A 25,484-nucleotide genomic window follows, 5' to 3' on the forward strand; every position below is an offset into this window, starting at 1 on the left:
AGGTTGGCAATACCGATACCCCATACACAAAGCACACCAGAGATCCCGCTATGCAGATCGAGTCGATGGCCCTCGTAGCGGCGAGGTCCATACTGGTAGGGACGCACACCTAGGTCGCAGTTTGATCATGATCTTCGCGGCCGTCACATTGTTCTCCCTGCAATCCGAATCCACTCATTGCCCCAGAAGCTTGCGCCACTCATCTAGCAAGCCCACTTGCAAGGTCCGATCTACTTTGCCATCTTCGATTTCACCTACGAAGGTATCTCCGTACATGAAGTCGAAGGCGATAGCCGTCCTCTCTGAAAATTGGCGCACCTCCTCCACAAGTCCACTTACTTCATCGTAGAAAGCAGCATCCACATCCCTAGGCAGGCCTCCGGGGATTCTTGCGGAGCAAACTTCCAGTTGTGCACCCAGCGTCTCAACGGGTTCGTCGTCAACTCGTGTTGCTAAGTCTTCGGTAACCTCAACGAGTCTAGGCGCACCTAGCATCCATCCCCGGCGGCCTTGCAAGCCCGCCACGAAGGCTCTAACCTCCTCTCGAATCTCAGGCGTGATGGGCTGGGCGACGTAGAAGAGCAGCGTCTCTCTCGGCAAGGAACGAATAAGGTCAGGTGTCATGGGTTGGTTACGCCTTGTGGCTTGGCAGGATACAAGGGAACAGCTGCGCCGGGGCCGCCTGGGTTGTAGCGGAACCCGCCTGGCATGTGAGCATCCATATGACGAGTTTTAGGCAGAGGAATTGTCACGGGCAAACCAGCGATGTGATGCGGAGTAATGCGCTCACCAACCAAGCCTGCATCCTCAGGAAACACCTTGATCCACGCCTCGTCCACCTTGGGCCGCAGACCCTTCGCGATGAATTGTCGATTGGTCGTACTCAGAATCTCGCCGTAGCCCAGATCGTCCCATAAATCGCGGAGCTGCCGCATGTCTGCATCGTTCCTTCGAATTACGCCCATGCGGGTTGCGTTGGAAGGCGACGGACTGACCGGTTCGACTGTGAGTCCATTGGCTGCGGCTCGCCGCAACGTGGAGTAGATTCCTACGCCTGGAACAGGTGCCGGCAATCCCCCAACCTCGGCCGTGCGAAGCGCCACCGACATGATGGCGGCTCGACCCGAACTAGTTCCCAACGTGGCCTGCGCAAGGAAGTTGACCCCGTTGACCAGCGCTGTACCCGCCGCCAGAGCAACTCGCCCGGCCAACGTGACCGCCCTAGTCGCGCCCGCACCAACGGGGAACGCGATCACACTTGCAACGTCCATCGCATTGGATTTCACGCCGCCGAACTGGAAACTGTTGTATGACTTGCCGTCGTATTCAACAGAGGAGCGCGCCATCGAATCCAGATTCGCCGTGATTCGATCAGAGTCATTCGCCAAGGCAAGCATCCCCAGCAAACCACCCATCGCTTCCGGGCTTGTACGAATGCCGTGGGAGCTACTCATCGCCATAGAGAGCGCCACAGCACTTTCGGGCGTCGGATTGCTCAGAAGTGTTCCAAGCGCAACCCCTGCGTTCTGGACCATCGGCGGCTTGAGCCAGCCGCCCTCATTTGCCCACGCCTCGTAACGCGAAATCAGAGCATCACGCAACTTTGGGTTCTGAGCGGTGTACTCCACCACTTCCTTGAACGTACCCAAGCTTTCCTGATAGACCTCGGCGGCCTGTTGCTGCTGGATGGGCGTTGCGTATTCCGGTGCACCCGTCTGCGTAGCAGTCAGGATGCCTGACCAAGCCGCAGTAAAGCGAGTCGTCGGACTCGGCCGGCTCTGCATCGGACCCGCAACGAGCGAAAGCTCCTCCAAATCGATTAACGAAGGTGGCCTGCTGGAGACGCCATTTTTCTCCGATCCTGCCACTCGCGTAGCACTGTCCCTCATCGCTTCAGTAATGCTCTCCCCCAACGCATTGCCAAACGCATCCACCGCAACCTGCTGCACCGTCACCCTCCCCCCGCGAGCAGCCGCAGCCGCCCCGCCCGCAACAAGCCCCGCGAGCAAGCGTTTTCCGAGCTGGTTACCAAGTTCCGCATCCTTGAAGGCAGGGGAGTCCATCTCCAGAGCGCTCTCCATCGCCCGGCCCGTCGCCGTGCCAACCGCACTCGCAGCAACTCCCCTCCAGTCGAACCTCTGTTGCAAGCCGACCGCCACGGAGATGCCCTGCGACAGGGCGTTCGCAACCACCGCGCGAGCTACCGGTGCCCCTACGCCGAATCCGGAGAACATGCTCGGCGCAAGTCCGGCGGACACCCCTCCGCTGATTGCAGATCCAGCGACGCTTTTCCAGCTGATGCTTTGCTGCTGGCCGATCACGACCCCGAAAGCCTGGCTCGCCAGGCTACCGGCCGCCGCACCGATGGCGCCGGACGCAACCGTGATGAGCGTCTGCGTGAACGACGCTGCGCTGGCTGCAGCAGCAGTGCAACTGACAGCCCCTGCCCCTGCCGTAGCAGCTGCTCCCGCCCCGGCGGCAGCGCCGCCTCCGGCTGCTACCGCACCACCCGCGGCCGCGCCCTCCCCTACGGCAGCAAGAGCGGTCCCCAACCACTTCGCGGTGGCGCCCTGCGACATGATCGTGACCACAATGGCGATGAACAGCATCAGAACCTGACCCATCCCCCCACACGCCCCCTGCGGCCCCGCCGGCATCGGCAGTGCCGGCGACTTGTCGCCCTCGATCCGCGACGGGTCGTAGGGCTTGAAGGTCGTGGCGTTGTTGCTGATGGTCGAGACGCGATTCGGAATGTTCAGCGTCTGGCCGACCTTCAGGTCGCTGCTCGAGGCCAGGCCATTGGCCTCGGCGATGCGGTACCAGAGGGAACTGTCGCCATAGGCGCCCCGGGCGATGGCCTGCAAGGAGTCGCCATCGCGCACCGTGTAGGCGCCTGGACTCGGCGCTGGATAGCTGGCGCTGATTCGTGCGTAGCCGAAGTCGAAGTCCGCCACGTCGGCGAACTTGGGGATGGTCGTGGTTCCCCACGTCGGCGCAACCTGGTCGACGCCGGCGCCGTAGATTCCGAGCACCTCGCCGTTCACGATGAATTGCCGCTGGACCTTCCCGCCCTGGTTGACGAAGAGCGCGCGGCCGTTGGCGTCGTTGACGAAGCTGCGGTCGTTGAGGCTCTCGCGCGAGTCCGTGATGCGGAACAGGAAGCCGTTGGCGTCGTATTCCTGCGTGGTGGTCCCGTTGCCGTTCTTCGTGGACACCGCCCTGGTCGTCTTGCCCTGGTAGCCTTCGAAGAAGTCGGGCGTGGATGTGTACTCAGTGACGCCCCCGCCTTCGTGGCTCTTGACGACATAACTGCGCACGTTGCCTGCGGGATCGTAGCCATCCGCAGCGAGGGTGGTGGTTCCGTCCGTGTACGGCTCCCTCGTGTCCCAGCTGATGTCCGCCTTCGCCGTGTTGCTGTCGCTCTTGAAGATGCGCTGGTGCAGCATCCGCCCATTGGTGTCATAGCTGTTGACCCGCGTTTCCTTTCCGTTCATCTCGCCGGGCGCGAGCCCCGCGTTGAGCAGATCGGCGACCTGCGAGGGCAGCCGGCCGCCAGGCCCCGACTGCACGACGCGGTCGGCGGCGTCGTAGAAGCGCAGGTCGATCTGGAAGCCGTCCTTCACCACGCTCTGCAAACGGTTCAATTTGTCGTAGCGGTATTCCTCGGTGGTTTCTCCCGTCGTCTGGGTGTAGATCAGGGACGTGTTGAGGTAGATCGCCGAGCCGTCCTCGTTGTAGCCCGCCAGCGGTGAGCCTCCGCCCGAGGTCAGGACCTTGTTGCCCCAATAGGTGTCGCTGGTGCGATTGCCGTTGTAGTCGTACTTGATGCGATGGCCTTGCGTGCCCAGAGTGGTCCCTGCGGCATCGAGCGCATCGACGACCTTCTGCCGGTTCATCTCGTCGAAGACGAAGTAGCGGTCGGTGGCATTCCACACTTCGCTGTTGACGCCTTGGTAATCGACGTTGGTGGTGATGTGCGTGCGGTTGCCTACCGCGTCGTAGTCCATCGTGACGTGCGCGCGTCCGTCCGCCACATCGCGCAGGTTCCCCGTGGCGTCGTACGCCATGTGGTTGTCCTGGTAGGTCACACCCGCCTGCACGACCCTTTCCTGGATGCGCCGGCCGCTCAGGTCGTAGGCGTAGGTCGTGGTCTTGTCGAGTGTCCAGTCGCGGATCGACGTGACCTGGCCCGCCGCGTCGTAGTAGTAGCTGATGGACTGGGTGCGCCCGCTGCCCTGCCAGACCAGGTTGCGCGCGTTGTCGTACACATACTGGAAGCGCACGCCGCCCAGGTCGGTATGGTCCTTGAGCAGGCCGAAGTAGTCGTAAGCCCAGGTGGACGAGCGCCCATTCGCATCGACTTCGGCAATCTTGCGCCCCTGTGCGTCATAGGCCGCGCGCACCGCCTGGCCCATGGGCTGCTTCGTCTGCACGAGGTTGCCGCGCAGGTCGTAGGCATAGGCAATGCGCTCGCCGTTGCCGTTGGTCTGCGTCAGCTTGCGTCCCAGCTGGTCGTACGTCCACTGATCAACGATGTTCTTCGTGACGATCCATTCGGCACCCCAGGCGTTGGCGCGATAGACAGCCGCATCGGCCTTGGTCGTGGCCAGCAGGCGACCCAGCTTGTCGTAGCTGAAGCTCGCCGAATTTCCCATCGCGTCGGTGGTCGCCACCCGCTCGCCGAACGCGTTGTAGGAATGACGGACCACGCCCGTGTCCGCGTGGATCTCCTGAACCAAGTTGCCGCCGGCATCGAAGACTTGCCGATTGACGAAGCCCCGAGCATCCTTGACCGCCACCTGCCGCCCCAGGAGGTCGTAGGTGATCGTCGTCACCGCGCCCGGCTTGCCCTCGGCATTGGGCTGTACCTGCTGCGTGAGCTGGTTGTGCGCGTTGTACCTGTACGTTGTTTTCCAGGAGGCCGTACGCGGGTCGCTGATTTCGGTGACGTTGCCCCAACGGTCGGTCTTCTGCCACACCGTCGGCCGCCGCCAACGCTGGTCGCCGTTGATGCCGGCTGCCTGCGAGATCTGGCCGCTGGTGCCGGCAGTGAGCGCGGCAGACGCACCGGCGGTCGTGACGCTGGCGCTGAATTGCGCCGTTCCCCAGGGTGTCAGGTGGGCAGGCACGAAAGGCAGATAGGTGACGTCGAGGCGCGGCGTGGGTGCGGTGCCCGCCTGCCAGACCTGCTTCGCCTGATTGACGTAGCTGACGTCGTAGACGATCTGGCCCTGATCGGTCCGCGCGTACACCGGCGTCTGACCTACCAATTGAAGGTAGGTGTAGGTCTCGGGAAGCATCTGCGTTTCCCAGTGGCCGGAGGCGATCATGATCCACTCGCCATCCAGGAACTTGGAAGTCGGTGTGTCTTCGACCCACACCTGGGTCGGCACCAGGCGCGTGCCGTCCGCGATCGCGTACTTGGGTTCGTAGTGGTCGATCACCGGGGTGTAGACCGCAACATCCACGTAGACGGTGGTGGGGGTGCTTGGGCCCTGGGCGAAAACGGTCAGGGTGGCAGTGGCCCGGGCCGAAGGCGGCACGCCGGCGAGGATTTCGACCTCGTAGGTGCCGGCCGGAATCGAGCCGAGGGGCGCCCTTTGCGTCCCCGTGAAACCGGAAGGACCCAGGGACTGCCCGACGTTGTCAATCGGCAGGTCGACCCAGGCGCCGCCCAGGGCGCGGTAGTGCGCTACATGGGCATTGGCGGCACCCCAGACGAGCAGCGGTGCGACCGTGCCGCCGAAAGTCTCGATCCACGGCCCCGAAATGACGGGCAGGTACTGATCGGGCACCCAGGCAGGCGGGGCGGGCGGCACGACCGTGAACGTGCCGATGGCGTGCGCGGTCGGTGTCGACTGGCCCCCAGGTGTCCACAGCAGCTCGAACTGGTAGGTCCCGCCGGCGAGGTTGGCCGTGTCGACACCGTCGTAGCTGCCATTGCCGCGAGGCGCAATTGTGAGCGGGGTCCACGCGCCTGTGCTCCCGCTGGCGCGGTAGTAAAACGTCTGGGTGTAACCCGCGGCAGGCTTGGCCCAGGCGAGGACACCGGCGCCCATGGCGCCATACCCGATCGGCGCCGTGATCGGACTGAGTGGAGGCGCCGTGATCGCGACATTGCCGGTGGCGATCACCCGCGGCGCGTCGCCCACGGGCGACGCTGTGACACGATATTCGTAACTGCCCACGCCGAGGCCGCGCGCGTCGAACCGGTAGCCGCTGCCGAAAGGGACGAGGCCGGCCGTCCACCAACCGGCATCGCCCGTGGTGCCGGCGACGCGCATCTGCAGCGCGATTGCCGTCCTGATGTCCGGCGGCGCCGCAACGGTGATCTCGCTGGCGCCATAGCCGGGAGTCTGGTCGATCACCACCTGCCAGTTGCCGTAAGTGTCCTTCTTCCAAACCACCATCCTCGTGATGGCGTCGATGCCGACGTCCGCGTATTCTTCCGTCAGCTCCTCTTGCCAGACCAACTGGACACCCTGGGCGGCGGCGTCGCCCTGGAAAATGCCGGACGTGTAAGTACGGGTCGTCTGGCCGGCGTAGGCGAGCACCGGCTCGCCCTCGCGGTCCTGCGGGATCTTGAGCAGTGGTGTGCGGTACTCGATGCTGACCTTGACGTCGCCGCTCCCCAGTGCCGCCAGGCTGTTCCACGTCAGCGCCACCACGTTGGCGCCCAACCCGACCGCGTAAGCATCCTTGGCGCTCGCGTTCACTGTTGCCATGGTGTATTGCCGCAGCACCGACACTCCTCCCTGGGATTCGGGGCGTACGGCTTCGACCTTGGAGCTCACATGTCCGAGCGCGTCGTATCGGGTATCCACGCGGCGCGTGTAAGGGTTGGCCGCCGCCGCCTGCGCGTTGGCGAACTGGGTGACATCGCCGTTGTCGATGCCATAGCCGGAGCTGCTGATCTCCGCGGTGACGTTGCCGACGGCGTCGAACAGCCGGATGCGGGCGACGCCGGTGCCGCTGTTGGTGCGCCAGAGGCGGCCGGCATTGTCGTACTCGAAGAACTCTTCCGGCGTGCCCTTGGTTCCCTTGCGGACCACCTCGCCGAAGGCGTTGTACTCCACGCTGCTGGCGACGAAACCGCCGGGGTCTCCGCCCAGGGTTGCCGGGGCGGGCGTGCGCGTCTCGACCAGCTGGCCCAGCTTGTCGTAGAGGTTGACTTCGAAGGCGGTACGCGTGACGCCCTCGTTGTCGGTGACGTTCCGCCACTGCTTGGCAACGTGCCCGTAGGCGTCGTACATGGTGACGACGCTGCCACCGTTGAGGTGGGTGGCATCCTGCGACTGGATGCTGCGGCCGAACTTGTCATAGGTAGCCAGCGTCAACCGATCGTTGACGCTGTCGGGGGCGGCCACGCTGTAGCCGCCTTCCCAGGGCTGGGAGGCGCCTTTGGCCCAGTCGACTTTCACCAGCACATTGCCGTAAGCGTCGCGGCGGAAGCTGGAGAGCGGAATGATGGCAGCGCCCGTCACCGTGCTGTTGCGGCTGGGCGAGGCCACGGCGCTGATACGGCCCAGGGCATCGTAGTAGGTGTAGGTCGCCCCGCCCTCGGCATCGGTGACCCGCACCTGGTTGCCTACGGCGTCGTAGCCGTACGTGGTAGTGGCTGTAAGGGTCGCCCCATCGAGGGACTTGCTGGTTTCGACGGCGGTCACTTTCCGGTCCAGCCGGTCGTAGCCGTAGCTGTACGAACGGTCGTCGGCGCTTGCAGCCGTCGGGTTGGGATTCGCGTACTGCGTTTCCGCCGTCAGGTTGCCGCGGGCATCGAAGGCACGCTGCGTCAGGTAGCCCATGGCATCGACGGTTTCGGTCTCGCGGCCGGCCCGGTCGAATTTGTGCTGCGTGGTCAGCCACTCCTGGGTCAGGCTGTTGCGGAGAGTCGACTCCTGCACCCGCTGCCCGAAAGAGTCGTAGGCGTAACGCGTGGTCTTGGCGGTGATCGCGTCCTGCTTTCCGGCCGGCGCGCCGGCGTCGTACACATAGACGGCCGGCTCCGCGATCTCCGTGACGCGGCCAGCGCGGTCGTACCCGCGCGTGAGCGTCCTGTCCCTCGAGTGGTCGACGCCCGGCGCGTTGAGCGCAGCTTCCACCGTGGTCCTGGTGATGTTTCCCGGCAAGGACGGCGCCACCGCGTAACGCACCAAGACCAGCACGTCGCCGTACGCATTGCGGGTATAGCCGGTGACGAAGCCGAGCGCGTCGATTTCATAGGCGACCCGGCCCATGACGTCGTAAACCTTCTGGCTGGTCGCGCCGCCTATGTCTCGGCCGATGATGGCATTGCCCAGCGTGTCGTAGACGGTCTGCGTTTCCAGGGACTTGCCGACGGCACGATCCGTGGCTGCGTCATAGACTTCGACTTGCGGATGTATCGCCCGCACCTGACGGCCGACGGCGTCGTATTCGTAGCGCGTTGTGCGCTCCTCCCCTCGGCCCAGCGCCTCGGTTCGCTCGGTGAGGTTGCCCAGGGCGTCGTAGCCCAGGCGCGTCACGATCCTGGCTCTGGGGGTCGCGATCTCTTCGAGGTTGCCCAACAGGTCCGGCGTTACCCGCGTCACCTCGATCTCCGGCGTGGTCTCGGTCAGCATCCGCCCGGCGGCGTCATAGGTGTAGGTCCACTGGAATCCGCGCTTGTTGAGGAAACCGTACTTGCGGCCGAGGGCGTCGTAGCCGTACCACTCCGTGTTGCCGAATGCGTCCGTGACGCTCACTCGCTGGCCGGCGGCGTTGTAGCCGAAGGACTCGACGACGTCGGCGGACGCGTCGGCCACCACGGCCGCAGCGATGGATGCAGCGACGCTGGGCGTCGCCGCAATCGGCCTGGCGTAGCGGGTGGTGCCCGTGAGCTGTCCGAGTGCGTCGTAGCGGCTGGCGGTGACGGCGCCCAACGGATCGACGCTGTAAACCCTTCGTCCAGCGCTGTCGTAGGCACTGCGCTCGACACGGTCCGCGCCCGGCGTGGCGACGATCAGAGCCGTCATCGCAGCCAGCGTCGCGCCCTGGGGCACGGCAGCAGGGTCGACAGCCTTGGCGTAGCCGGTCACCGCGATGGCGTTCCCACCGGCGTCGTAGTCCGTCTGCGTCACGGCGCCGGCCGCATCCATCGCCAGGACCCGGCGACCCGCGCCGTCGTAGCCGAAGCGGGTGGAGCGGTCGTTCGCCGCATCGATCCAGATGAGTGTGCGCAGGGTCGACGCGGTGTCGGGCCTGCCCGCCTCGGGAACCCAGCCGACCGGCGTCGCGTACTGCAGCTGTTGCACGACGTGCCCGTCGCCGTCGTAGAAGAACTCGGTCACGGCTTTTTGCGCGTCGACCTGCAGCATCAGCCGGTTCGCGGCGTCGTACGCGGAGACGGTCACGCGGTCGGCCGCCGACGCCATCGCCGAGGAAGGGGGCGCCGTGGACGCGACCGGCGTGGCATACGCCACCAGCTTCACCACGTTTCCGGCCGCGTCGTACACGCGCTGGGTGACGGCGCCGGTGCCGTCCGCGCTCCAGGCGAGGCGCCCTGCCCGGTCGTAGGTGTTGCGAACGGTCGCATCGCGCAAGGGATCCGCCACCGCAGCCGCGGCGGCGGGCACATCGGCCATCGCCGTGCCTGCGGGAATGACCCGGGCATACGCCGTGCGTTGCAGGAGATTTCCGTTGCCGTCGTAGCTTTGCGCGACAACGGCGCCGATGCCGTCCACCGTGTAGATGGCGCGGTTCAGGCTGTCGTAGGCGGTGCGCAGCGTGGCGTCGGACGCCGGGTCGGCGACTGGCAGCGGGACGGTACCCGGCGTCCACGTCGCCAGATCGATGCGCCGCGCATAGGCGGTGCGCACGATGACGTTCCCGTTGGCGTCGTAGACGTATTTCGTCACGCCGCCACTGCCGTCCACCGTCGCGGCAAGACGGTTGTCGCGGTCGTAGACGCGATGTTCCACGCGGTCCTGCAGCAGGCTTGCCGCCAGCAGCGGACGGATCTGCTCCACGGCAGGCGTACCGGCGACGGTGATCGGCACAGCGTAGGTCGTGTCCTTGACCACGCGCCCGGCCGCGTCGTAACCGAATTCGCGTACGCCGCCTGCGGGATCGATCGTGAAGACCAGCCGGTTGCCCGCGTCGTAGGCATGGCGGGTGACGTTGCCGCAGGCGTCGGTGCTGGTGACCGCGTTGCCGCTGCCGTCGTAGGTCCAGGTGCGGGTGAGGTTCAGTCCGGCCGGGTCGACCCGTTCGGATATCCGCCGCCCCAGCGCGTCGTAGCCGTACTGCGTGAGCGTCCCGCCGGCGGAGGTCACGCTCAGGATGTTGTCGCGCGCGTCGTAGCTGTAGACCGTCTGCAGCTTCAGCCAGCCCGGGTCCACCGTCTCCCGCAGCACCCGCCCCTTCCTGTCGAACTCCCGGACCGTGACGATGCCGTTCGGGTCGGTCACCCGAACCTGCTGGCCCTTGGCGTCGTATTCGAAGGACGTCACGAGGTTGAGCCCGTTGGGATCCACCCGGCGCTTCAGGATGCGGTCGACGGCGTCGTATTCGTAGGCAACCTTGTTGCCGGCGCCGTCGGTGGTCTCGACGAGCCGGCTGGCGGCGTCGTAGACGCTGGACGTCGAAGCCTGGGCAGCCGCGGTCGAAAGCAGCTTGCCGTTGCGGTCGTAGCTGTAGCTGGTGACCTGCCCCTTGCCGTCGGTGAGGCTCAGGACCTGGCCGTGCCGCGTGTAGGCGGTGGTGGTCCGCAGCCCCTCGGGCGTGGTCACCTCCATCGTCCGCTTCGCGGCGTCGTACGCATAGCGCGTCACGTTGCCCACGGCATCCGTTTCGGTCAGCGTGCGGTCGAAGGCGTCGTAGCTGGTCGCGCGAGTGCCACCCAGCGGATCGCGGACGCTCACCTTGCGGCCGAGGCGGTCGAAGGACTGCTGCGTCACGTTGCCCCTGCCGTCGTCGAATCGCACCAGGCGGCCGAAGGCGTCGTAAACGTTCCAGCGGGTCACGTTCAGGCCGCCCGCATCGTCGATGGTCATCGTGTGCAGGCCACGCCGGTCGTAGCCATGCGACTGGGTGACGCCGACCCCCGCCCCCGACGTCCACGTGCCGAGGAGGTCGCCGAACACGTCGTAGCTGGCGTAAGTGACGGTTCCCGCCGCATCGGTCGTGGACGCGACGAGGTTGTCACGCGTGTAGGTGAAGGTGGTGCGACTGTCCAGTGCAGCCGACGACGCCGATGCCAGCGTACCCGCAGCCGCTGACCCCTCCGCCAGCACGCCACCGGCCAGACCTTGGGGGTTGATGCGGTTGGCGCACGTGATGCGCTCCAGGATTCGCCCACGCGCGTCGTACCGCGTCTGCTGCACTTCCCCGAGGGCGTTGACGCTGTGCGTGAGCGCGCCGTCGGCGTTGTAGAAGAAGACACTGCGGTGCCCCAGGGCATCCGTGGTCAATGTGCGGCGGCCGGCGGCGTCGTAGGTGTGCCGGATGGCGTATTGCGCCCAGATGGCGTCCACCTGCGCCTGCGTCTGGCCGCCCGTCAGCAGCGTCGCGCCTTCCGCGGAAAGTTCGGCGGTCACCCGGCCGAGGAGATCCACCTGGAGCAGCAGCGATCTCCAATCCGTGCTGTTGGCGGCACGGACCGTGGAGACCAGGTTGCCGGTCGCGGCATACCCGTAGTCCGTGCGCACGCCTTCCGGGCTGGTCTCCGAGATGAGGCGGTCCAGCTTGTCGTAGGTTCGGCTGGTGCTGCGATCCAGGGCGCTGGCCGTCGGGCGCAGCGCAAGCACGCTGCTGGCGGGCGTCACCGTTGCGGTGACCTTGTTTGCGTAGCGCACGCTCGTCGTGGCGTTGCCGTTGCCGTCGTAGACGGTTTCGCTCAGGTAGCCCTCCGCATCCACCGCGGCGACGGCCTGTCCCTTGCCGTCGTAGAAGGTCACGCTGCGCTGGTCGTCGGTCGACGGCGCCGGCAGCAACTGGGCCAGGGTGCCGTTCGCCCGCTGGTCGGCTCGGGTCAACGTGGCATAGGCGCGGCGTTCGAATAGCTGGCCGGCGGGGGTGTATTGGAAGGTGGTGAGGTAGCCTTCTGCGTCCAGCGTGCCGGCGAGCCGCCCGTCCGCGTCGTAGAAGTTGCGCAGCACGCGGTCGTAGGCAGACGCGACGGGCAAGGGCACCCAACCCGGCACCACGCTGCCCGGCGACGAGTCCGCCAGGATCGTATTCGCGTAGCGGATGGTTTGCAGCAGCCGCGATGCGCCGTCATAGACGTACTGGGTGACGGCGGCGACGGGGGCTGTGCCGGAACTCGAGGCTTCGAGGACGAGGCGCCCCGCATCGTCGAACTGCCGCCAGGTGGCGGTGTCCCCTCCGCCAACCAGCGGGCGCAGCATTTCGGGGGTCACCGACAGGTCGGGCAGTCCCGCCGAAGTGAGGCGCGCGACGTCGACGGCCAGGCCCCAAGTGAACACGCGCGTCTGCAAGCCGCGCCGGTCGTAGAGATACTCCGTCAGCGTGCCGTTCCCATCGACCTCCGCCGTCTTGCGCCCCGCGGTGTCATAGAAGAACCAGTTGCAGACCCCGGTGGGGTCCTTCGTCATGCGCAGGCGGTCGCTCGCGTCGTAGAAATAGCGGGTCTCGCCCAGCGAGGCGCCGGTGAGCGTCGAGCGCAGGACGGAAAACAGCCGGCCCGCGGCGTCGTAACAGCTGGTCGTCACCAGGCCGTTGGCCAGCGTGACGGCCGTCTTCCCCGCGCCGTCGGAGTACTGGTTGACCGTGGCCTGCCCGAGCGCGTCGACCGTGCTCAGGACGCGGCCGAGCCCGTCGTAGACGTAGCTGGTGGTGCCGTCGCGGGCGGAAGTCGTCTGCAGCAGCAGGCCGGCGCGGTCGTAGACGAAACGCTCCACGGACTGCGAACCATCGAGCACGCCCGCGCCGGCGGCGTCGACCTTGGCATAGCTGGTGCGCGACTGGACCTGCCCGCGGCCATCGTAGGCTGTATCCACGCGTTGGACCGTGGCGGGATTCTGGGTCGCCACCCAGGTCTTCAGGTTCGATTCGGTGAGGGTTGCCGAAGCACCCAGGCCCGCCACCGGATAGAGGCCTGCGCAGTAGACCAGCGAGGTCTTCTGCTGCCCCAAGCCGTCGTAGCGATATTCCGTGACGCGCCCTTCGGCGCTGACGGTGAACAGCAGGCGATTCTTTTTATCGTCGCCATACACCTGGCGGCTGGTGGCCGGTGCGGACGCCTGCACGTAGACCGTTTCCGCGACCAGTTGGTTGCCGGCATCGAAGAGGCGGCTGACCGTGTTTCCCGCTGCGTCGCGCTGCTCCAGCTGGTTGCCGTTGGCGTCGTAAGTGAAGATCGTCTTGCGGCCTTCTCCGTCGGTGGCGGAGACGACGTCACCCTTGCCGTTGTATTCGAACTGGCAACTGGCCACGAAGCTTGGCGCGGTGACACTTTTCAGCTGTCCGGAAGGATCGAAGTCATAGCGCGTCACCAGGTTCTGCGCGTCCGTGACCGTGGTGTATCCCGCGCCGTAGCCGAACCACGTGGTCCGGCCCAGGCCGTCCTGCACCGAAGTGACCCGATAACTGCCGTTCACCAGCTCATAGTTGAAAGCCAGGCTGGTCCCGTCCGACTGCGTGATGCGGTTGACGCACCTGCTCTTGGTGTCGTCGTAGGCATAGGTCGTGCGGTAGACATTGCCGTCGGCCACGCTGTTGTCCGATGGCGTCAGGTCCACCGTCACGCCCGTCAAGCGATTGGTGCCGTCGTAGCTGTAGCGCACACGCGTGGTGAGGACGCCGCCGGATTGCGTCAGGATCTGCGTCAGGTTGCTGCCGGCGTAGTCGTAGATCGTGGCATCCCCGTTTCCGGCCGTGATGGAAGCGAGCAGGTTGCCCGTGCGATACGCATACGCCAGCGTGTTGCCGCTGGGGTCGCGGCTGGAGAGGATGCGGTAGTTGCCGCTGGCTTCGAACCGCTGGGTGGCGCCGGTGGAGCCATCGCACCACTCGAACTGGTTGTCCGCGGCCACGTAAGTGAGCGTGTCGTAGGCACCGGCCCCAGCGGTGCTGCGGTACACGTTTGGAGCGACGAGGTCGTAGATCGCCGTGCTGCCGTCGCGGTCTACGCGGGCAATCGTGCTGCCCACGGTGTTGATCGTCCCCGTGAGGCGCAGCGCGAGCACGTCGGTGCTCCAGTGGTCCCCGTTGTCGTCGACGACCAGCCCGGCGCTGTTGTAGGTGCGCAGGGCAGCCATGTCTTGCCCGGGCGCCACCAGGCGGTCGTCGGTGGCCTGGACGATCAGTTGGCCATTGGACGCATTCAGGTACACGCCCTGCCCGCTGCGCCCCGCCGCCGCGTTGCCGCCGGCCACATACCCCGGAAGACTGAGGCCGCCCAGCACCTCGCGTGAACTGAGGTTCAACCCCGGCCCGTTGCCGCTGACGATCTGCACCATACCGGCGTTCCTGTAGCTGGTTGACGACTGCGGCAACGCCTGCGGCGTGCCCCTGCAACCAGTACATCCCGGCGGACGTGGGCTTGTTTAGTCCACGCAGCTCCGAAAGCCGCTGAACACATCGCTGCGCTGCGGTTCGAAGAAATTGCGATAGCGCGCGTCGGCCAGCCATGGCGAAGTCGCCGCACAGGCGCCGCGCAGCACACGCCGCGTTCCGAACCAGGGCGCGGAGTAATCGCGGTAAGGGTGCGGCGTGAACCCCGCATAGGGTACGAACGGGCTCGCGGTCCACTCCCATACCTGGCCCCACTGGAAACCCGGCAAGGTGAGGGCCGCGCATTCCCATTCCGCTTCGGTCGGCAGCCGGCGGCCGGCCCAGCGGCACCAGGCTTCGGCCTCTTCCGCGCTGACGTGCACCACGGCCTCGTGCAGCGGCGCGCGCGGCAGCGGCCGGCCGCTTGCCTGCGCGAAAGGCAGCCAGCGCGCCCAGGTCACCGGCGCGGCGTCGATGCGGCAGCCGGCGATCTCCACGTCCTGCGCCTGCAGCTCGTTGTCGAAGGCGAAACCCTCGGCGCTGCTGCCCAGGCGGAAGCGCTGTGCGGGCAGCGCGAGTTCACCGGTCGCGGTGATGGGCGCGGCCACTGGCGCACGCACGGCGATGCCCAGCTTGCGCGCCATGTAGGTGGCCGCTTCGGCATGCATCGCCTCGTGCAAGGCCACCAGGCGATAGAAGTACAGCGCATCGTCGCCGGCGTCGGGCGGCACGTCCGCCAGCAGCGCCAGCGTCTGTTCCAGCGTCCGTGCCAGGTAGTCGCGCGTGCCGTCGGCATCGGGCAGCGGCAGCTCCCAGCGCGTGCGATGCGCGACGCGGCTGGAGTCGTAGAGCGCATCGGCGCCGGGCAGCAGCGAAGGCGGCCGCGCGTGATCGGGCTCGCAGCGGATGCCCAATGCGCGCTGGCGGTTGCGCGCGATCCACCACTCCTGGAACCAGGCGACGTGACCCCATTCCCAGCGCGGCGGGTTCAGTCCTTCGGCATACGGGATGGCCAGGCTGGGGCCCAACGCAGCCTGGTAGTCGGCGGCCAGGGCCAGCGTACGCGCGCGCACATCGAGCAGCGCCCGTCGCACATCCACCGCCGTTCCCCGGCGCAAGTTATAAACAGCGCATGTCGCGTCCATCGGTCGTCATCGTAAGCCCCGCGCTCGCCGACGCCAACAACGGCAACTGGCGTACGGCCCGGCGCTGGCAGCAATTCCTGGCGGACGACTACCAGGTGCGCATCCTGCAGGCGTGGCCCGACGCGGTGGCCGCCGGCGACGGAGTGATGATCGCGTTGCACGCCCGCCGCTCCGCCACCGCCATCGCCGCCTGGGCGCAAGCGCATCCCGCCCGCGGCCTGGCCGTGGTGCTGACCGGCACCGACCTGTACCAGGACCTGGCCGTGGACGCGGCGGCCCAGCGTTCGCTGGAGCTCGCGCAGCGCCTGGTGGTGCTGCAGGAATGCGGCGTGCAGGACCTGCCCGCGCCTCATCGCGCCAAGGCGCAGGTGATCTACCAGTCGACGCCCGCGCAACCCGCCGCCGGCAAGCCCGACGACCGCATCGACGCCGTCGTCGTCGGCCACCTGCGCCAGGTGAAGGCGCCCGAGACGGTCTTCGCCGCGGCGCGCCTGCTGCGGCCGGACGAAGGCATCACCATCACCCACATCGGCAACGCCGACGCGGAACCGACCCTTGGCGCCGCGGCGGCTGCCACGGCGCGCGACTGCCCGCACTACACCTGGGCGGGCGCGCTGCCCCACGAACAGGCGCTGGAGCGCATCCGCCGCGCCCACGTGCTGCTGCACCCCAGCCTGCTGGAAGGCGGTGCCCACGTGATCCTGGAAGCGGCCTGCCAGGGCACGCCGGTGCTGGCCTCGCGCGTGCCGGGCAACGTCGGCATGCTGGGCGCCGACTACGCAGGCTACTTCGAGGCGGGCGACGCCGCCGGGCTGGCCGCGCTGCTGCGCGCCTGCCGCGCCGGCCAGGGCGCCCAAGACCCCGCAGCCGGCCTGCTCGCGCGCCTGCAAGCACAATGCAGCCTGCGCACGCCGCTGTTCGCCCCGCAACGCGAACGCGCGGCCCTGCTGGCACTTGTCAACGAACTCCGGGCGCCGCCCGAACGACCATGAACGAACCCCGTCTGACTTCCCTCTCCCACGGCGGCGGCTGCGGCTGCAAGATCGCGCCGGGCGTGCTGTCGGAAATCCTCAAGGGCACGGCCCGCATGCCCATGCCGCCCGAGCTGCTGGTGGGCATAGAAACCGCCGACGACGCCGCGGTCTACAAGCTCAACGACCAGCAGGCGCTGATCGCCACCACCGATTTCTTCATGCCGATCGTCGACGACCCGTACGACTTCGGCCGCATCGCCGCCACCAACGCCATCTCCGACGTCTACGCCATGGGGGGCCAGCCGATCATGGCGCTGGCGCTGGTCGGCATGCCCATCAGCGTGCTGTCCACGGCCACCATCGGCAAGATCCTGGAAGGCGGGGAATCGGTCTGCAAGGCGGCCGGCATCCCGATCGCCGGCGGCCACACCATCGACTCGGTCGAGCCGATCTATGGCCTGGTCGCCCTCGGCCTGGTGCACCCGGACCGCGTCAAGCGCAATGCCGATGCGCGTCCAGGCGACGTGCTGGTGCTGGGCAAACCGCTGGGCGTGGGCGTTCTGTCGGCTGCGCTGAAGAAGGAAAAGCTCGACGCCGCCGGCTACGAGCGGATGATCGCGACCACCACGCGCCTGAACACCCCCGGCCCCGAACTGGCCGCGCTGGACGGCGTGCATGCGCTCACCGACGTCACGGGCTTCGGCCTGGCCGGCCATGCGCTGGAACTCGCGCGCGGCGCCAGGCTGGGCATCACGATCGACTGGAAAGCGGTGCCGGTGCTGCCCGGCGTGCGCGAGCTGGCCGCGGCCGGCCACGTCACCGGCGCGTCCGGACGCAACTGGGCCGGCTACGGCAGCGACATCGCGCTGGCGGACGGCTTTGCCGACGTCGAGCGCGCGCTGCTGACCGATCCGCAGACCAGCGGCGGCCTGCTGGTGTCGTGCACGCCGGCGGCGGTCGACCAGGTGCTGGCCGTGTTCCGCCGCCATGGCTTCGGCGACGCCGCGGTGATCGGCAGCGCCGCGGCCGGCGGCCAGGGCGCGCCGCTGACGGTGCGTTAGGCCTTCGCGGCACCCTGCCGCGCTTCCAGCCGGCCGCGCATGCGGCCGAAGTTGCGCATCGACTGCAGGTGCACGTAGATCATCTCCAGGCTGTCGTCCTTGGCCAGCTCGGCCAGGCGCTTGCCGGACAGGGCGCGCATCTTCTCGCGGTCCACGCCGAGGAAGCCGCCGAGGGACGAGGAGGCGCCAGGGGTGCCCACCTCGACCTGCATCGGCTCCAGCAGCTTCATTTCCTCCAGCTTGCGGCAGAAGGTCTGGGTGCGGCCGAACTCGACCTGGTAGTCGCGCAGGAACTCCATCACCTGCCCGGTGAACTGGCTGGGCTTGCGCTCCTCGTCGAACAGGCGCTGGCCGCGGCCTTCCTGGTTGATGCCGGGATAGGCCTCGTCGATGCACAGCGTGAGCGTGTCGCCGCCGTCGGGGGTGGTGAACACGAAGGGATAGCGCCGCACGAAGCCGGGGATGTACTTCGCGTCCCAGCCGCCGGCCGCGTCGACGAACAGGTTCTCGTTCGGGCGCACGCCCGTGATGGCGACGGGCACCACCTCGCCGGGCTGGCCGACGAAGACGATGGCGTACTCCTCCGCCGCCACCGGGAACTCGACCGCCATCAGCGGCACGGAGCTGCTGGTGCGGGAGAAGGAGAAGTCGCGCGGCTCGACGGACCAGTCGGCGTGGCGGGAGGCCGCGAGGGGCACGGCATTTTGGTAGAACTGCAGCTGGGTGGCCATCGAAAGTATTCCTGGAAGGGCCGCTATCGTAGCGCGCCGGAATCGAAGGCGTCCTACAACCCGTTTCCCGCCACGGGACCACAGTGCTGGTTCTACTGTGGGGGCAACCGATGAAGGAGAACGACACCGTGCTCGAGGCCGTCGCCGGCCTGGACGACGCGGCCAGCGAACGCATGGCCCTTGCGCGGCAGCTGCCCAAGCGCACCATCGCGCTGGTGCTGGCCGGCGGCCGCGGCTCGCGCCTGATGGACCTGACCGACCGCCGCGCCAAGCCGGCGGTGTATTTCGGCGGCAAGTTCCGCATCATCGACTTCGCGCTGTCCAACTGCATCAACTCGGGCATCCGCCGCATCGGCGTGCTCACCCAGTACAAGTCGCACTCGCTGCTGCGCCACCTGCAGCGCGGCTGGAATTTCCTGCGCGGCGAAGCCAACGAGTTCATCGACCTGCTGCCGGCGCAGCAGCGCGTGAACGAGGCCTTCTGGTACCGCGGCACGGCCGACGCCATCACGCAGAACATCGACATCCTGCGCGCCTACGGGCCCGAATACATCCTGGTGCTCGCGGGCGACCACATCTACAAGCAGGACTACTCGGTGATGCTGCTCGATCACGTCGAGAGCGGCGCGCGCTGCACCGTCGGCTGCATCGAGGTGCCGCGCATGGAAGCCACAGCGCTGGGCGTGATGCACATCGACGAAAAGCGCCGCATCACGGCCTTCCTCGAAAAACCCGCGGATCCGCCGGCGATGCCGGGCAAGCCGGACCGGGCGCTCGGCAGCATGGGCATCTACGTGTTCAACGCCGAATACCTGTACAAGTTGCTGGAAGAAGACCTGAGCAGCGACTCCGACCACGACTTCGGCAAGAACATCATCCCGCGCGTGGTGGCCGAAGGGCGCGCGCTGGCGCATCCTCTCAACCTCTCCAGCGTGCCGCGCAGCACGCGCAGCAATCCCTACTGGCGCGACGTCGGCACGGTCGATGCGTTCTGGGCGGCCAACCTCGACCTCGCCTCCGACATGCCGGAGCTGAACATCTACGACCACGACTGGCCGGTGTGGACCTACCAGGAGCAGCTGCCGCCGGCGAAGTTCGTGCCGGACGACCGCGGCAACCACGGCGTGACGGCCAACGTGCTGATCTCGGGCGGCTGCGTGGTGGCCGGATCGCACATCCGGCGCGCGGTGCTGTTTTCCAACGTGCGGGTGGCGTCGCAGTGCACGATCACCGATGCGGTGATCATGCCGGACACCAACGTCGGCCGCGGCTGCCGCCTGACCTGCGTGGTGATCGACCGCGGCTGCAACATTCCCGAAGGCACCGTGATCGGCGAGGACCCCCAGTTCGACGCCAAGCGCTTCTACCGCACCGACAAGGGCGTGGTGCTGGTCACCAAGGAAATGCTGGCGAAGCTGTGAGCCCCGTCCTTCGTGCTCCAATCGGGCACGAATGAATCCGCAAGCCCACCAACTCTGGACCGCGCCGCGCTGGGCGCTGGCCCTCCTGCTTGCCGTGCTCGGCATGCTGGGGCCGTTCTCCATCGACACCTACATCCCGGCCTTCTCCGGCATCGCGAAGGCGCTCGGCGCAACGCCGGTGGAGATGCAGCAGACGCTGTCGGCCTACCTGTTCGGGTTCGCCTTCATGAACCTGTTCCATGGCGCGCTGGCGGACAGCTTCGGCCGCCGGCCGGTGGTGCTGTGGAGCATCGTAGTCTTCACCCTGTCTTCGGCCGGCTGCGCGCTGTCGCACAACGTCGGCCTGCTGGTGTTCTTCCGCCTGCTGCAAGGCATGTCCTCCGGCGGCGGGATGGTGGTGTCGCGCGCCGTGATCCGCGACATGTTCCCGCCGGACCAGGCGCAGAAGGTCATGAGCCAGGTGACCATCTACTTCGGCGTCGCCCCGGCCATCGCGCCCATCATCGGCGGCTGGCTGCTGGTGCACCTGGGCTGGCACTCGATCTTCTGGTTCCTGGTGGCGGTGGGCATCGCGCTCTGGACGGCCAACTACAAGCTGCTGCCGGAGACGCTGCACGTCACGCAACGCCAGCCCTTCAATGCGCGCAACCTGCTGCGCGGGTACTGGCAGCTGGTGTCCAACCCGCGCTTCTTCCTGCTGGCGCTGGCGAGCGGCGTGCCCTTCAACGGCATGTTCCTGTACGTGATGTCGGCGCCGGCCTTCCTGGGCGACCTGCTGCAGCTGGCGCCCACCGAGTTCTTCTGGTTCTTCCTGCTCACCATCTCCGGCATCATGGGCGGCTCCTTCGCCAGCGGGCGGCTGGCCGGCAAGGTGGAGCCGCGCCAGCAGATCCGCTACGGCTTCACGATCATGGTGGTGGTGTCGCTGGTGAACGTGAGCCTCAACCTGCTGTTCCCCGCGCACGCGGCCTGGGCGCTGTTCCCGATCGCGATCTTCGCTTTCGGCTGGGCGCTGATGGTGCCGGTGGTGACGCTGCTGGTGCTGGACCTGTATCCCGAGCGGCGCGGCATGGCGTCGTCGCTGCAGGCCTGCGTGGGCGCGGCGGCCAACGGCGTGGTGGCCGGCGTGATCGCGCCGCTGGTGATGCATTCGACCCGCTCGCTGGCGCTTGCGTCGCTGCTGATGATGAGCGTGGGGCTGGTGGCGTGGGTGTTCCTGCGCAAGCGCTGGCCGCAGACGGGAAGACGTCCCTCCTGAGAGCGGCTGCGACCGATGCGGGGATGCGACCGACTGCTCGACGTCGCAGCGGGCAGTGCGCGGTGCAGGCCCGCATCGAGGGGCAGTCGCCTGAAAGGCCGGTCCCGCCGGCGGAGCGCGGCTACGAGAGCGCGCCAGCGCGCATCGAGCCGCGCGTATGTTTCATGCTGACGAGGCACCTGCTTGAGTGGAGTTTTTGGCCGCGCAGCGGGCAAAAACTCAACGAGTTGTGCCTCGCGACGCCGGCGGGACCGGCCTTTCAGGGGAGTCGGCGCGCGAAGCCGCCGACCGACGCCCCAGCGGGCCTGCACCGCGCACTGCCAGCTGCGACGCCCCCGGAAGACACCCCATATCCCCAAAGCCAAAAAAAAACAGCCCATTGGGCCGTTTTCTCTAACGCTCTGGGTTCCCGCCTGCGCGGGAATGACGGAGTTCTTAGCGCGCCGGACGACCACGGCCGCCGAAGCCGCCATCGCGACCGCCGCCGAAGCCGCCGTCCCGCGGCGCGCCGCCGAAGCCGCCTTCACGCCGGCCGCCGTCACGCTGGCCGCCGCCGAAGGACTTGGCGCCCCAGCCCGGCTGCTTGCCGAAGTTGCCGCCGCCGCCGTTGCCGCCGCCGGCGCCATGACGGCGCTCGCCCGGACGGCCCGGCTTGGCGCCGAAGCCGGCGCGCGGGGGACGCTGGTCGAAGCGCGCCTTGGGCTCGAGGCCGGGGATGGTCTCGGCGGTGAAGCGCTGCTTGCTGTAATGCTCGATGTCGCCGATCTTGCGGCGGTCGCGCACTTCGGCGAAGGTGACGGCCAGGCCGTCGCGGCCCGCGCGGCCGGTGCGGCCGATGCGGTGGGTGTAGTCCTCGCTCTTCATCGGCAGGCCGTAGTTGAAGACGTGCGTGATGGTCGGCACGTCGATGCCGCGCGCGGCCACGTCGGTCGCCACCAGGAACTGCACCTGGCCCTGGCGCAGCGCCATCAGGCGGCGGTTGCGCAGGCCCTGCGACAGGTCGCCGTGCAGCGACACGGCGGCAAAGCCGGCCTGCTGCAGGTCTTCGGCCAGCCCGTCGCACTCGATCTTGGTCGAGGCGAACACGATGGCCTGGTCGATGTTGGTATCGCGCAGCCAGTGGTCCAGCAGCTGGCGCTTGTGGTGGGCGTTGTCGGCCCAGAACAGCTTCTGCTCGATGTTGGCGTGCTTCTCGCCCTGCGAGGCCATCTCGATGCGCTGCGGCTGGCGCATGACGCGCGAGGCGAGCGCCTGGATGCGCGGTGCGAAGGTGGCGCTGAACATCATGGTCTGGCGGCGGTTGGCCGTCAGCTGGTGCACTTCGGCCAGGTCTTCCGCGAAGCCCAGGTCCAGCATGCGGTCGGCTTCGTCGACCACCAGGAACTGCACCTGGTCCAGCTTGATCTGGCTGGAGCGCTGCAGGTCCAGCAGGCGGCCGGGCGTGGCGACCACGAGGTCGGCGTTCTGCAGGCGGGCGATCTGCATCTGGTAAGGCATGCCGCCCACCACGCTGGCGATGCGCAGGCCGCGGCAATGGCGCACCAGGTCGATGGCGTCGTGCGCCACCTGCTGCGCGAGTTCGCGCGTCGGGCACAGGATCAGCGCGCCGGGCACGGCGGCCTTGAAGCTGCGCGGGCTCAGCGGGTTCAGGCGCTTCTTCTTGGCCGGCGTTTCACCGCGGGCGATGGCTTCTTCGTAGGCCTTCTTCTCGGCGGCTTCGGCATCGGCCTGCTGGCGCAGCAGGGTGTTCAGCACGGGCAGCAGGAAGGCCGCGGTCTTGCCGCTGCCGGTCTGGCTGGAGACCATCAGGTCGATGTAGCCGGACTGGCCGTCGGCGCCGGCCGTGCCCATGGCCTTGCCGATGCAGGCGTCCTGCACGGTGGTGGGCTGGGTGAAGCCCAGGTCGGCCACGGCCGCGAGCAGTTCGGGGGCGAGGCCCAGGGTGGCGAAGCCGTTCGGCACGGCAGGGGTCGCGTCCACAGGAGTGGCCGCCAGGGGGGTGGTGTTTTCCGTCGTCATGAATTGATTCCACACAGCGCTGCCCAGGGCGGGCGGCGCCGTCATTGCAATGATTGAAAGACATCAACCATTCCAACGACTACACGGGCTTTGCGGCCGGTGTGGACCCTTCGTGGGTCCGGTGCGAGAAGGCGATGCGCGATAAATTGCTGCCCAGAAGCAGCAAGCCTTCGATTATCGCAGACTTCGGGTTTTCCTGCACGCGCCCGTTTAGGGCGCGGTCCTCAGGGCGTCAGCTTCAGGAAGTGTTCCCGGTAGTGGGCGAGCTCGTCGATCGACTCGTGCACGTCGGCCAGGGCGGTGTGCAGCTGGCGCTTCTTGAAGGAGGCATACACCTCCGGCCGCCAGCGCTTGGACAGCTCCTTGAGCGTGCTGACGTCCAGGTTGCGGTAGTGGAACCAGGCTTCCAGCTTCGGCATGTACTTCACCAGGAAGCGCCGGTCCTGCCCGATGCTGTTGCCGCACATGGGGCTGCCCAGCTTGGGCACGTACTTGGTGACGAAATCCAGCACCTGCTGCTCGGCCTGCGCTTCGTCCACGGTCGAGGCGCGCACCTTGTCGGTGAGGCCGCTCTTGCCGTGGGTGCCCTTGTTCCAGGCATCCATCAGGTCCAGCTGGGCGTCGCTCTGGTGGATGGCGATGGCCGGGCCTTCGATCCGCGGCTCCAGGTTGGGGCCGGTCACGACGACGGCGATCTCGATGATGCGGTCGCGCTCGGGGTCGAGGCCGGTCATTTCACAGTCGAGCCAGACGAGGTTCTGGTCGCTCTTGCCCAGCGTGACGGGAGTTTCTTCTGCCATCTGGAGATTGTCGCCGATGGCCTAAGATCCGAGAGATGACTGCGTCCTACTCGCTCACCCTGGCCTTTGCCGCCTTCCTGCTGGCCGGCCTCGCGGTGAAGTTCTGGCTGTCGACGCGCCAGGTGCGCTTCGTCGCCCGGCATCGCGCCAGCGTTCCCGCCCCGTTTGCCAGCACCGTGTCGCTGGCCGCGCACCAGAAAGCCGCCGACTACACGGTGGCCAAGTCGCGCATCGGCCTGGTCGAAACCGCCTTCGGCAGCGCCGTGCTGCTCGGCTGGACCTTGCTTGGCGGCCTCGACGTGCTGAACGGCGCGCTGCTGGCGTGGCTCGGCCCCGGCATGTGGCAGCAGTTGGCCTTGCTGGCCTGCTTCGCCGCCATCGGCGGCCTGCTCGAACTGCCGTTCACGCTGTACCAGACCTTCGTGGTGGAACAGCGCTTCGGCTTCAACAAGATGACCTGGAAGCTCTGGCTGGCCGATGCCGCCAAGGGCGTGCTGCTGGGCGCGGCCATCGGCCTGCCGATCGCGGCACTGATCCTGTGGCTGATGGGCGCGGCCGGCGAACTGTGGTGGCTGTGGGCCTGGGCCGTGTGGATGGGCTTCAACCTCCTGCTGCTGGTCGTCTATCCCACCTTCATCGCGCCGCTGTTCAACAAGTTCCAGCCGCTGGAAGACGAGACCCTCAAGGCGCGCGTCACGGCGCTCATGCAGCGCTGCGGCTTCGCCGCCAAGGGCCTGTTCGTCATGGACGGCAGCAAGCGCAGCGCCCACGCCAATGCCTATTTCACCGGCTTCGGCGCCGCCAAGCGCGTGGTCTTCTACGACACGCTGCTGGCCAAGCTCTCGCCCGGCGAAGTCGATGCGGTGCTCGCGCACGAGCTGGGCCACTTCCGCCACAAGCACATCATCCAGCGCATCGTGGCGCTGTTCACGATGAGCCTCGTCGGCTTCGCCCTGCTGGGCTGGCTGGCGACCAAGGCCTGGTTCTACACCGGCCTGGGCGTGCGGCCCAACATCGAGGGCCCCAACGACGCGCTCGCGTTGCTGCTGTTCATGCTCGCCGTGCCCGTGTTCACCTATTTCATCTCGCCGCTGATGGCGCAGTTCTCGCGCCGCCACGAGTTCCAGGCGGATGCCTTCGCGGCGACGCAGACCAGCGGCCAGGACCTGGGCAGCGCGCTGCTGAAGCTGTACGAGGACAACGCCTCCACGCTCACGCCCGATCCGGTGTTCGTGAAGTTCTATTACTCGCATCCGCCCGCTTCCGAGCGCCTGGCGCGGCTGGGAGCGGCGGCGTGAAGCGGCGCGCGCTCACGCCCACCGAAATCGTCACCCGGCTGGCCGAATTCCCGGGCTGGCGGCTCAGCGGCGACGGCGACGAGGTCGCCATCGAGAAGGCCTTCGAGTTCGCCAATTACCACGAGGTGATGGCCTTCGTGAACGCGCTGGCCTTCATCGCGCACAAGACCGACCACCATCCCGACCTCTCGGTGCACTACAAGCGCTGCGTCGTCCGCTATCGCTCGCACGACGTGCAGGGGATCTCCGAAGCGGACTTCCGCGGTGCGGCCCAGGCCGACGCCCTGCTCGCATGAAAGCCGCGC

At 67.3% G+C, this 25,484-nt stretch carries 12 protein-coding genes; 6 read left to right on the plus strand and 6 right to left on the minus strand.

Annotation, left to right across the window (positions count from 1 at the left end; all coding sequences use genetic code 11):
• Window positions 1-174 precede the first annotated feature (174 nt).
• The 3 genes from LZ009_RS10435 to LZ009_RS10445 all read right to left on the minus strand — a co-directional run bounded on the left by LZ009_RS10435 (window position 175) and on the right by LZ009_RS10445 (window position 15,572).
• On the minus strand, window positions 175-624 hold the full coding sequence (locus LZ009_RS10435; protein WP_275697843.1) for a hypothetical protein: 450 nt from the start codon (window positions 622-624) through the stop codon (window positions 175-177).
• Entirely contained in the window at window positions 621-14,438 is a 13,818-nt protein-coding gene (locus tag LZ009_RS10440; RefSeq protein WP_275697844.1) for a LysM peptidoglycan-binding domain-containing protein, read from the minus strand. Before LZ009_RS10440 ends, LZ009_RS10435 begins: the two co-directional genes overlap by 4 nt.
• An 87-nt stretch (window positions 14,439-14,525) precedes the next feature.
• Window positions 14,526-15,572: an SUMF1/EgtB/PvdO family nonheme iron enzyme gene (locus LZ009_RS10445; RefSeq protein WP_275697845.1), complete on the minus strand. Its 1,047-nt coding sequence runs from the start codon at window positions 15,570-15,572 to the stop codon at window positions 14,526-14,528.
• 32 nt (window positions 15,573-15,604) lie between these two features.
• On the opposite strand from LZ009_RS10445, the gene senB reads away from it, so the two are divergent.
• Together senB and selD are read left to right on the plus strand one after the other, a co-directional pair.
• Window positions 15,605-16,609: a selenoneine biosynthesis selenosugar synthase SenB gene (senB, locus tag LZ009_RS10450; protein ID WP_275697846.1), complete on the plus strand. Its 1,005-nt coding sequence runs from the start codon at window positions 15,605-15,607 to the stop codon at window positions 16,607-16,609.
• The gene (gene selD / locus LZ009_RS10455; protein WP_275697847.1) at window positions 16,606-17,652 is read left to right on the plus strand and encodes a selenide, water dikinase SelD; all 1,047 of its coding nucleotides are present in this window, start codon (window positions 16,606-16,608) and stop codon (window positions 17,650-17,652) included. The genes senB and selD overlap by 4 nt, the downstream gene beginning before the upstream one ends.
• Here the strand turns inward: selD and LZ009_RS10460 are convergent.
• A complete protein-coding gene (locus LZ009_RS10460) occupies window positions 17,649-18,383 on the minus strand; it encodes a SapC family protein (RefSeq protein WP_275697848.1) in 735 nt (244 codons plus the stop codon). The two genes, selD and LZ009_RS10460, sit on opposite strands and share 4 nt — an antisense overlap.
• Window positions 18,384-18,556: 173 nt before the next feature.
• Between LZ009_RS10460 and glgC the strand changes: the two genes are divergently transcribed.
• Both glgC and LZ009_RS10470 read left to right on the plus strand, forming a co-directional pair.
• The gene (gene glgC / locus LZ009_RS10465; protein WP_275697920.1) at window positions 18,557-19,804 is read left to right on the plus strand and encodes a glucose-1-phosphate adenylyltransferase; all 1,248 of its coding nucleotides are present in this window, start codon (window positions 18,557-18,559) and stop codon (window positions 19,802-19,804) included.
• Window positions 19,805-19,835: 31 nt separating this feature from the next.
• Window positions 19,836-21,062: a multidrug effflux MFS transporter gene (locus tag LZ009_RS10470; protein WP_275697849.1), complete on the plus strand. Its 1,227-nt coding sequence runs from the start codon at window positions 19,836-19,838 to the stop codon at window positions 21,060-21,062.
• A gap of 435 nt (window positions 21,063-21,497) precedes the next feature.
• Here the strand turns inward: LZ009_RS10470 and LZ009_RS10475 are convergent, their stop codons facing one another.
• Window positions 21,498-23,081, minus strand: a complete 1,584-nt coding sequence (locus tag LZ009_RS10475; RefSeq protein WP_275697850.1) for a DEAD/DEAH box helicase — start codon at window positions 23,079-23,081, stop codon at window positions 21,498-21,500.
• A gap of 224 nt (window positions 23,082-23,305) precedes the next feature.
• The gene (gene orn / locus LZ009_RS10480; protein ID WP_275697851.1) at window positions 23,306-23,881 is read right to left on the minus strand and encodes an oligoribonuclease; all 576 of its coding nucleotides are present in this window, start codon (window positions 23,879-23,881) and stop codon (window positions 23,306-23,308) included.
• Window positions 23,882-23,916: 35 nt separating this feature from the next.
• Here orn and LZ009_RS10485 point away from each other — a divergent pair, with 35 nt between their 5' ends.
• Together LZ009_RS10485 and LZ009_RS10490 are read left to right on the plus strand one after the other, a co-directional pair.
• Window positions 23,917-25,179, plus strand: a complete 1,263-nt coding sequence (locus LZ009_RS10485; RefSeq protein ID WP_275697852.1) for a M48 family metallopeptidase — start codon at window positions 23,917-23,919, stop codon at window positions 25,177-25,179.
• On the plus strand, window positions 25,176-25,475 hold the full coding sequence (locus tag LZ009_RS10490; protein ID WP_275697853.1) for a 4a-hydroxytetrahydrobiopterin dehydratase: 300 nt from the start codon (window positions 25,176-25,178) through the stop codon (window positions 25,473-25,475). Before LZ009_RS10485 ends, LZ009_RS10490 begins: the two co-directional genes overlap by 4 nt.
• Window positions 25,476-25,484: the final 9 nt, after the last annotated feature.

The sequence above is a fragment of the Ramlibacter paludis genome, assembly GCF_022012305.1.
Lineage (GTDB): Bacteria > Pseudomonadota > Gammaproteobacteria > Burkholderiales > Burkholderiaceae_C > Ramlibacter > Ramlibacter paludis.